The organism is Dehalococcoidia bacterium, assembly GCA_035310145.1.
Lineage (GTDB): Bacteria > Chloroflexota > Dehalococcoidia > CAUJGQ01 > CAUJGQ01 > CALFMN01.
Genome location: DATGEL010000057.1, coordinates 1 through 8,581, shown reverse-complemented (window position 1 = coordinate 8,581; position 8,581 = coordinate 1). Strand labels below are relative to the sequence as shown.

Sequence of the window (8,581 nt, the reverse complement as noted above, 5' to 3'; positions counted from 1 at the left end):
GCGCCTGGCCGCCAGCTTGCGCACGTGGCGTGCTTCGCCTTCATCCTTGGCAGGGCGAGCAGTGAGCAACTGGGGCATGACACCCCCCACTGCCGGGTCACGTCACGCCTGACGTATCGCCGCTTCCATTGAGCAACGCGGGAGTAGGGGAAGGGGAGATCTCGGGACGGATGGCTAGGGCTGAAGGCGTGGCGCAAAGCTCCCCTCTCCCAGGATTGGGAGAGGGGCCGGGGGTGAGGGCCGGCGCCTACGGCACCAGCACGGCGCGCGTGACTTCGGTCTGCTTGCCGCTCCATTCGGCGATCGGGAAGGCCTCGTTGATCTGCGCCAGCGGGAAGCGGTGCGAGACCAGCTCCTCGAACGGATAGCGGCCCTTCGCCCGCACGAGGAAGCCGAGAGCCATGGGCAGGATGCTGGGACGGTACATGGCCGAGCCCATGATCTTCTTGCCGCGCAGCAGTTGCGACGGGTAGATCGTCGCCGTGCTGTCCGGCACGATGTTGCCGATCTCGACGAAGGTGCCGCCGTTGCGCAGCATGGCGATCCCTTCCGACATCAACGAGGCCAGCCCCACCAGCTCGAGCACGAGGTCGGCCCCGCGGCCGCCGGTCAGCTCACGCACGCGCTGGATGCGGTCCTGCGGCGCTTCGTAGTCGCTGATGTTGACCGTCTCATCGGCGCCGAAGCGCTTCGCCAGCGCCAGGCGGTGCGGGATGCGGTCGAGCACGATCACGCGCTCAGCGCCCATGTCCTTCGCCATCGCCGTGGCGGAGAGGCCGAGGCCGCCCGCGCCCTGGATCACCACCTGCTGACCCTCGCCGCAGCCGGCCGCCGTCAGCCCCTGGGTCACGGTGCCCATCGCGCAGTTCACCGGACCCAGCACATCGTCGGACAGCTCGTCGGGCACGCGGAAGACTGGATGGCCGGGCGGCAGGTAGTAGTAGTCGGCGTAGGTGCCGACGAAGTGCGGGAACTGATCGACGGGCCGGTAGGCGCCGCCGTTGGGGCAGAAGTTCGGCTCGCCGCGCAGGCACAGGTGGCAGCGGCCGCAGGGGAAGATGGCGGAGTGAATCACGCGGTCGCCCTCATGCAGCGGCATGCCCAGCGAGTCGGTCGTGACGCCTTTGCCCAGCTTGAACACACGCCCCGCGCCCTCGTGGCCGAGCGCCCGGCCGGCCGGCGGCAGCGGAATCGACGCCTGGTCGCCGCGCCAGGTGTGCAGGTCTGAACCGCAGATGCCGGCCTGCGCCATCGTCAGGAGCACGGCGCCGGGTTCCGGATCGGGCACCGGATACTCTTCCAGCTCGAACGGCTTGCCGTACGCTTTGATCACGGCCACGCGCCCGTTCATCGCTCACCCTCCGCCTGCTCGTCCTGTCTGGCCTGCGCCGGCTCTGCGCTCGCCTACACGCCCTTCCAGGCTGGCTGGCGCTTCTCGGCGAAGGCGCGCGGGCCTTCGATGCGGTCGGCCGAGGCCATGTGTGCCTGGGCATTGTCGTACGAGCGGCGCAGCGCCGACTCCAGCGGCAGATCGAGTCCGGTCATCGCCGCTTCCTTGGAGGCGCGCACGGCCAGCGGCGCGCACTTCATGATCTCGGCGGCCCAGCGCTCGGCCGTGGGCATCAGTTGCGCGGCGGGCACGACCTCGTTGACCAGTCCCCAGCGGTGCGCCTCAGGCGCCTCGATCGACTTGCCGGTGAGGATCATACCCATCGCAATCGTCATTGGAATCTTGCGCGGCAGCCGGTGCACGCCGCCCGCCCCGGCGATTAGACCGACGCGCGGCTCCGGCAAGCCGAAACGGGCGTGCTCGGCGGCGATCACGATGTCGCAGGCCAGCGCCATCTCGCAGCCGCCGCCCATCGCCCAGCCGTTCACAGCGGCGATCAGCGGCTTGAACAGGTCGAAGCGGCTGGTGATGCCGCCGAACCCGCCCTTCAGCGGCGGCCTGGAGCCGGAAAACTGGCCGGAATTCTGCGCCGTGAACTTGAGATCGTTGCCGGCGGAGAAGGCACGGTCGCCCGCTCCCGTGAGGATCGCCACCCAGGCGTCCGGATCGACGGCGAAGCCGTCCCAGATTTCGCTCAGCTCTTCGCTCGCCGGCGGATGCAGCGCATTCATCACCTCCGGGCGGTTGATCGTGACATAGGCCACGTGCCCGCGTTTTTCGTAGGTGGCGTACTGGTAGGCCATCGAGGAACCTCACCTCCGTGCGTTTGCGCCGGGGTTCTGCGGCCGGAAGGCCGGCAGCCACCGAGAGTATTGAGCAGAACCCGCCCCCCGTCCAGCGGGCGCCGGGAGTCGTCTGAGGGCAGATGAACAGTCCAGCAGCACTGGCGCTACGCCGGCGGCTCGCTTGCGATCACGCCCGCGGCCTCAAGCGCCGCCAGCTCGTCGTCGCTCAGTCCCAGCTCGCCGCCGAGCACTTCGCGGTTGTGCTCGCCCAGGCCGGGCGCGGGCCTGCGGCAGCTCGCTGGCGTGGCGCTCAGGTGCGCCGGGAAGCCGGGGAAGACAAACGTGCCAGCGTCCGGGTGCGTGATCGGCAGGTAGAAGCCGCGAGCCGCCAGATGCTCGCTTTCGACCAACTCCTGTGCGTCGAAGACGGCCACGGCGGCGATGCCGGCGGCTTGCAGGGAGTGCATCAGCTCGATGTGCTCATGCTGCGCCGTCCAGGCGCCGATCGCGGCGTCGATCGCCTCCTGCTGCTCGAAGCGCTGCGCGAGTGTCAGGTTGGGTAAGGAGGCTTCAAGGCCAGCGAGCGTGCGGAGTGACCGCCACTCGGCGTCGCTGGTGATGCTGATCGCGATCCAGCGATCCTCGCCGGCGCAGCGATAGCAGCCCTGCGGCGCGAATTCGGGGGAGCGGTTGCCGCGGCGCGGGGCATCGGCGCCGCGCACCTGCGCCGCCAGCACCTCTTCCCCGATGAAGTCGATCATGCCCTCGAGCTGCGCAAGCTCGATCGCCTGGCCGCGATGCTCCGGGTCGGCCGCGCGGTCCCAGAGCGCGAGGGTGATCGCCGCGGCGGCGTGCAGCGCGGCGACCGGATCAGCCCAGGCGACGCCGGACTTGTACGGCCCGCCGTCCGCGTAGCCCATCAGGCTGGAAAGCCCCGCGGCCGGTTCGATCATCGTGCCGAGCGCCACCCAGTCGCGCGACGGCCCGCTCCAGCCGAAGCCGGGCACACCGATGTAAACGATCCCCGGATTCAGCTCCCTCAGCCGCTCGTAGCCGAGGCCGAACTGCGGCATCACGCGCGGGCTGTAGTTCTCCAGCACCACGTCGGCGGTTTTCACCAGCCGCTCAAACAGCGCCTTGCCCGCCTGCGAATCGAGCTGCAGCGTGATCGCCCGTTTGTTGCGGTTGAACTTGTTGAACATGCCCTCGCGGTTCCAGGGCCGCCTCCCAGCCTTGCCGTGCGGATAGCGCCCCGTGCGCGCCGCGTACGTGTCGCTCACTGCCTTCGGGCCGCGCGACCAGGTTGCCTCAACGCGGACCACGTCGGCGCCGAGGTCGCCGAGAATGCGACTGGCCAACGGTCCCGCCCATACGCGCGAGAGATCCAGCACGCGAACGCCGGCCAGTGCTGTCGCGCTCTCAGCCATCGGCGGCCTCCGCACCGGTCGCGGGCTGCTGCAACGTGTCGAGCGTCATGGCCGCATCCGCGTCACGGCACGGCGCGGGCAGCAAATGCCAGGCATGGCGCGAGAGCCGGAACGGCGCGCCGGGGAAACGCAGCGTTCGGCCTTCGAGGTCTACCGTCTCGAAGAAGCCGCGGGCGGCGAGGTGCGGATCGTGCAGCAGCTCCAGCATTCCCGGCACCGGCCCGACGGGCACCCGCACCGCCTGGCCGAGTGCAACGATCTCCGCGACCGTGTGCGCCATGAGCCAGGGCAGGATCGCCGCGTCGAACGCCTCGTAGTGCTCCAGCCGGTCGAGGCCGGTGGCGAAGCGCGCATCGGCGAACAGGTGGCCGATACCGATCACGTTGAGAAAGCGCTCCGCGGTGAGGTCGCTCGCGGCGCTGACGCCAACGTAGCCGTCCTTGCAGGGATAGATCGTAATCGGGTGCGCCGAGCTGTAGCGGTTGCCGATGCGCCGCTCGATCGTGCCGCTGTGCGTCCACTTCACCGACGTCCACTGGTGCAGGCTGGCCATCGCTTCCATGTGCGAGACGTCGATCGTCTGCCCCGTTCCGCAGGCTGCGCGGTGGCGCAGCGCGGCCATCGTCGCGATGAAGCCGTAGGCGCCGGCGGCATACTCCGCCTGCCGGCCGGCGCCCTGCAGCGGTTCTCGATCGGGCTCGCCGGTGACATACATCTGCCCGCCGGCGGCGTAGTCGGTGAACGGCGTCGAGCGGTAGTCCTTGTACGGCCCCGTGAGGCCGAACGGCGAGACGTAGAGCTTGACCAGGCGCGCGTTCGAGAGGCCGCCTGTCTGCGGCCGCAGCGGCTCCGGCGACGAGCTTTCGATCACGACATCGGCGCGATTGAAGAGTTGGGTGAGCAGCTCGTGGCTCCTGGCCGACTGATGATCGAGGCAGACGCTGCGCTTGCCCGCGTGCAGCCAGGCGAAGAGGGTACCGGCGTCGCCCAGCCGTTCGCCCAGCAGGCGGTTCGGATCTCCGCCGGGCGGCTCGATCAGCAGCACGCGTGCGCCGAAGCCGGCGAAGAGCTTGCCCGCGTAGCCGCCGGCCACCGAGCCGGCCAGCTCGACGATCAGCAGGTCCTGAAACGGTTTGGCTGGTTCGGCTGACATCGGTTCCCCACGCGGCCGGCGCATCGAACGGTGTGCGCCGACGGCGGCGCCGGTTGCAGCATAGCGCCTCGACTGCTCGCGGGCGATTCGGCGCCGCGCCATTGCGGCAAGCGCGGCGAACGGTAGGATGGCGGGGAGACGGACGTGGGCGAGGGCACAGATGACGTGGCAGGCCGAGGTCGATGAGCTGTGGCGGCGCCGTGAGCTGGCTCAGCAGATGGGAGGGCCGGAAGGGATCGCTCGCCAGCACGCAAGCGGCAAGCTCACCGTGCGCGAGCGGATCGCGGCGCTGGCCGATCCCGGCTCCTTCCGCGAGTTTTTGGGCTTGCTGGGCAGCGCCGAGTACGACGGCGCCGAGCTGGTGAGCTTCACGCCGAAGGGTGCGGTCGATGGCTTCTGCACGCTGGACGGGCGCAAGGTCGTGGTCAGCGCCGGCGATTTTACCGTTCGGGGAGGGTCTGGCGGCCGGCGTGAGGGCGGCGGCCTGGGCATGGAGCCGCCCGCGAACCGCCGTGCACTGGAATGGCGGCTGCCCTATCTGCGCCTGCTCGACGCGGCAGGCGGCAGCGTGCGCGCCTTCGAGGAGCTGGGCCGCACATACCTGCCAGACGGCAACGTGATGTCAGCGATCGACGTGGAGCTGCTGCGCGCCGTGCCGGTCGTCTCGGTGGTGATGGGCTCCGTCGCCGGGTTGCCGGGCGTCAATGCCTGCCTCGCGCACTTCAACATCATGGTGAAGGGTACGAGCCAGCTCTTCCCCGGCGGTCCGCCGGTGGTCAGAGCAGCGCTGGGCTACGAGATCATCAAAGAGGAGCTGGGTGGCGAGCAGATCCACGTCTATCACAGCGGCGTGGTGGACAACCTGGCCGAGGACGAGGACGATGCCTTCTGCCAGGTCCGGCGCTTCCTGAACTTTTTGCCGTCGAACGTCTGGGAACTGCCGCCGCGCACGGAAGCCGATGACGACCCGTGCCGGCGCGACGAGTCGCTGCTCTCCGTGGTCCCACGCGACCGGCGCCGCGCTTATGACGCGCACCGCATCGTCACTGCGGTGGTCGATCGCGATTCGTTCTTCGAGATCGCGCCCTTCTACGGCCGCGCGCGGATTACCGGCATGGCGCGGCTCGACGGCTACGCCGTGGGCGTGATGGCGAACAACCCGATCTTCGGCGGGGCGACCGACGTGGCGGCGGGCGAGAAGGTGATGCGTCTGATCCAGCTCTGCGACACCTTCCACCTGCCGCTGATCTCCTTCGCGGACGAGCCCGGCTTCATGGTCGGGCTGGAATCGGAGAAGCAGGGGATCGAGCGCGCCGGCGCCCGGCTCGTGACCGTGACCTGCAGCAGCCGGATGCCGTGGGCCACGGTCGTGGTCGGGCAATTGTACGGCGTGGCGGGGCAGTGCCAGCAGCGGCCCAGCGGCATGTACCAGCGCTACGCCTGGCCCTCGGCGCGCTGGGGCTCCATGCACATCGAGGGCGGCGCCAGCGCCGCCTACCGGCGCGAGATCGCCGCCGCCACTGATCCCGAAGCGAAAAGAGCCGAGATCGAGGCCCGCTTGCAGGCGATCGCATCGCCGTTTCGCACGGCAGAGGCGACCGGGCAAGACATTATCGACCCGCGCGACACGCGCGCGCTGCTCTGCGAGTTCGTCGCGGAGGCGCAGCCGATCCTGCGTACGCAGCTGGGCCAAACGGCGCCGCCGTACCGCCCTTGAGCGGCGGGGAGGGGCTCAAGACCGCGGATGGCAAGGGGCTCAGATGACCTCGTCGGCCCGGAGCCTTGCGATCGCCTCCCAGTCGTAGCCCAGCTCCGCCAGGTAGCGCTCCGTGTGGTCGCCGAGCTCAGGCGGCGGCCCCTGCGGCACGGTCGGTGTTCGCCCGAACTGGATCGGCGAGCCGGCGACACGGATCGTGCCCAGGACAGGGTGCGGCAGCTCGGCGAGATAGCCGTTCACCCAGGCCTGCGGATCGTCGAGCACGTCGGCATAGCTCTGCACCGGCGCGCCGATGATGTCGTGCGCGACGAACAGCGCGAGCCAGTGGGCCGTCGTCTCCTCGCGGAAGCGCGACTCGAACGCCGCCACGATCTGCGGTACGCCTGCTGCCCGGCTTGCGTCGTCTGGATGCTGTTCCGCAAGCTGGTCGAGCCCGGCCAGGGCGCAGAGCCGCTTGAAGCGCGGCGTGTTCACGCCGCCGACCACCAGGTAGCCGTCGGCCGTCTCAAACGAGCGCCAGACGCCGCGCGGCGAGATCAGCGGGTGCCCCTGCCCCGCGCGTCCCGAGGCCGCGCCGAGCATCGAGGCCGTGTCCAGCTCCCAGGACTGCAACGCGATCTGTGAGCCGTAAAGCGAGACATCGACCTCCTCGCCCTCGCCGGTGCGCTCGCGCTTCACCAGCGCGGCGAGAATGCCGGTGCACAGGTAGATCGCGCCAACCTGGTCGGCGATCGCGGCGCCGGCGGGCATGGGAGGGGCGTCCTCCGGCCCGGTGACGGCCATGATCCCGCCCATCGCCTGGCCGACAATGTCGAGTCCGGGCCGTTTCGCCTGGCCGCCCAGCGGCCCGAAGGCGGAAGCGCTGGCGTAGACCACGCGCCGATTCACGGCCCGCACGGCGTCGTAGCCGAGGCCGAGCCGTTGCATCACGCCGGGGCGCATGTTGCTGACCACGATATCGACGCGCGCCGCCAGCTCGAGCGCGATCGTGCGGCCCTCGGGCCGGCGCACGTCGAGCGTGATGCTGCGCTTGCCGCGGTCGTGGGCGACGAAATACGGCACCGGCTGCGGCGTGCTGACGCCGCCGGCGCGGCCGCGTTCGCCTTCGCGCCCTTCGACCTTGATGATCTCGGCGCCCATGTCGGAGAGCAGCACGGTGGCGTACGGCCCCTGCTGCGCCCAGGTGAAGTCCAGTACGCGGATGCCGTCCAGCGGTCTCGCCATCGATCGCCTCCCTGGCGCCCGTATCTGCCTCGCATCATGGGCGATGCAGAAGCGCGGAGCTACCGGCGCGGCGTGTACTCGCCTCGGCTTCCGCGGAGCGCCGACCCGCGGAGCCGCGGAGGATCCGCGATAAATCGCAGGAAAACCTGTGCTGCGTGGTTCCTGTTGCGCCACACGACGGCGTAACATGCCGACGAGCGTGTGCCCGCCTGGATCGCCGGCGCACGCCATCTCGCGTGCTATCCTGGCCGGCTCCCTCGGGGCCGGCGCGGCGCGGTTACGGTGGCTGATGCGTTCGCGGCTCTTCCGGCTTGAGTACAAATGGCTCGTGGCGATCGTCTTCATGTTCGGGCTGTTCATGGACATCCTGGACAGCACCGCGGTCAACGTCGCCATCCCCCGCCTGCAGGCCGACTTCCACGCCCCGCTCTCCAGCGTCGAGTGGACGGTGACGGGCTACCTGCTCAGCCTGGCGCTGTTCATCCCCGGCGCGGGCTTTCTCTCCGACCGCTTTGGCACCAAACGCACCTTCTTGCTGGCGATGGCGACGTTTGTCATCGGCTCGGCGCTGTGCGGGCAGGCGCGCAGCATCGAGGAACTGGTCGCCTTCCGCTTCCTGCAGGGCATGGGCGGCGGCATGATGACGCCGGTGAGCACGGCGATCCTCTCGCGCGAGTTTCCCGGCGAGGAGCGGGCCAAGGCCTCGGCGCTGATCTCGGTGCCCGTGATCTTCGCGCCGATCCTCGGGCCGGTGCTCGGCGGCTACCTGGTCGAGTACACGAGCTGGCGCTGGATCTTCTACATCAACCTGCCGGTGGGCATCGTCGGCTTCCTGCTGGCGCTGCGGGTGCTGCGCGAGCACAAGGAGCCGTACGCGCAGGGCCG

General features: G+C 69.8%; 7 protein-coding genes. 2 read left to right on the top strand and 5 right to left on the bottom strand.

Features of this window, described 5'->3' with window-relative positions; all coding sequences use genetic code 11:
* Positions 1-247 precede the first annotated feature (247 nt).
* The 4 genes from VKV26_11700 to VKV26_11685 all read right to left on the bottom strand — a co-directional run bounded on the left by VKV26_11700 (position 248) and on the right by VKV26_11685 (position 4,755).
* Positions 248-1,351, bottom strand: a complete 1,104-nt coding sequence (locus VKV26_11700; GenBank protein HLZ70554.1) for a zinc-binding dehydrogenase — start codon at positions 1,349-1,351, stop codon at positions 248-250.
* Between the two features lie 53 nt (positions 1,352-1,404).
* Entirely contained in the window at positions 1,405-2,193 is a 789-nt protein-coding gene (locus tag VKV26_11695; protein HLZ70553.1) for an enoyl-CoA hydratase-related protein, read from the bottom strand.
* Between the two features lie 146 nt (positions 2,194-2,339).
* Positions 2,340-3,602, bottom strand: coding sequence for a CoA transferase (locus VKV26_11690; GenBank protein ID HLZ70552.1), 1,263 nt, complete (start codon positions 3,600-3,602; stop codon positions 2,340-2,342).
* Positions 3,595-4,755, bottom strand: a complete 1,161-nt coding sequence (locus VKV26_11685) for a CoA transferase (protein ID HLZ70551.1) — start codon at positions 4,753-4,755, stop codon at positions 3,595-3,597. Before VKV26_11685 ends, VKV26_11690 begins: the two co-directional genes overlap by 8 nt.
* Before the next feature lie 160 nt (positions 4,756-4,915).
* On the opposite strand from VKV26_11685, the gene VKV26_11680 reads away from it, so the two are divergent.
* Positions 4,916-6,472 carry a carboxyl transferase domain-containing protein gene (locus tag VKV26_11680; GenBank protein ID HLZ70550.1) on the top strand — a complete coding sequence of 519 codons (1,557 nt, stop codon included), beginning with the start codon at positions 4,916-4,918 and terminating at the stop codon, positions 6,470-6,472.
* A 39-nt stretch (positions 6,473-6,511) separates the two neighbouring features.
* On the opposite strand, the gene VKV26_11675 is transcribed toward VKV26_11680, so the two are convergent.
* Complete coding sequence (locus VKV26_11675; protein ID HLZ70549.1) at positions 6,512-7,696, bottom strand: CoA transferase; 1,185 nt, start codon at positions 7,694-7,696, stop codon at positions 6,512-6,514.
* A 289-nt stretch (positions 7,697-7,985) separates the two neighbouring features.
* On the opposite strand from VKV26_11675, the gene VKV26_11670 reads away from it, so the two are divergent.
* On the top strand, positions 7,986-8,581 hold a 596-nt coding region (locus VKV26_11670), incomplete at its 3' end, for an MFS transporter (GenBank protein HLZ70548.1).

Bases quoted from the DNA above. Each gene is read 5' to 3' on its own strand.
- VKV26_11700 (HLZ70554.1), bottom strand. From the start codon at position 1,351: ATGAACGGGCGCGTGGCCGTGATCAAAGCGTACGGCAAGCCGTTCGAG.
- VKV26_11675 (HLZ70549.1), bottom strand. From the start codon at position 7,696: ATGGCGAGACCGCTGGACGGCATCCGCGTACTGGACTTCACCTGGGCG.
- VKV26_11680 (HLZ70550.1), top strand. From the start codon at position 4,916: ATGACGTGGCAGGCCGAGGTCGATGAGCTGTGGCGGCGCCGTGAGCTG.
- VKV26_11685 (HLZ70551.1), bottom strand. From the start codon at position 4,755: ATGTCAGCCGAACCAGCCAAACCGTTTCAGGACCTGCTGATCGTCGAG.
- VKV26_11695 (HLZ70553.1), bottom strand. From the start codon at position 2,193: ATGGCCTACCAGTACGCCACCTACGAAAAACGCGGGCACGTGGCCTAT.
- VKV26_11690 (HLZ70552.1), bottom strand. From the start codon at position 3,602: ATGGCTGAGAGCGCGACAGCACTGGCCGGCGTTCGCGTGCTGGATCTC.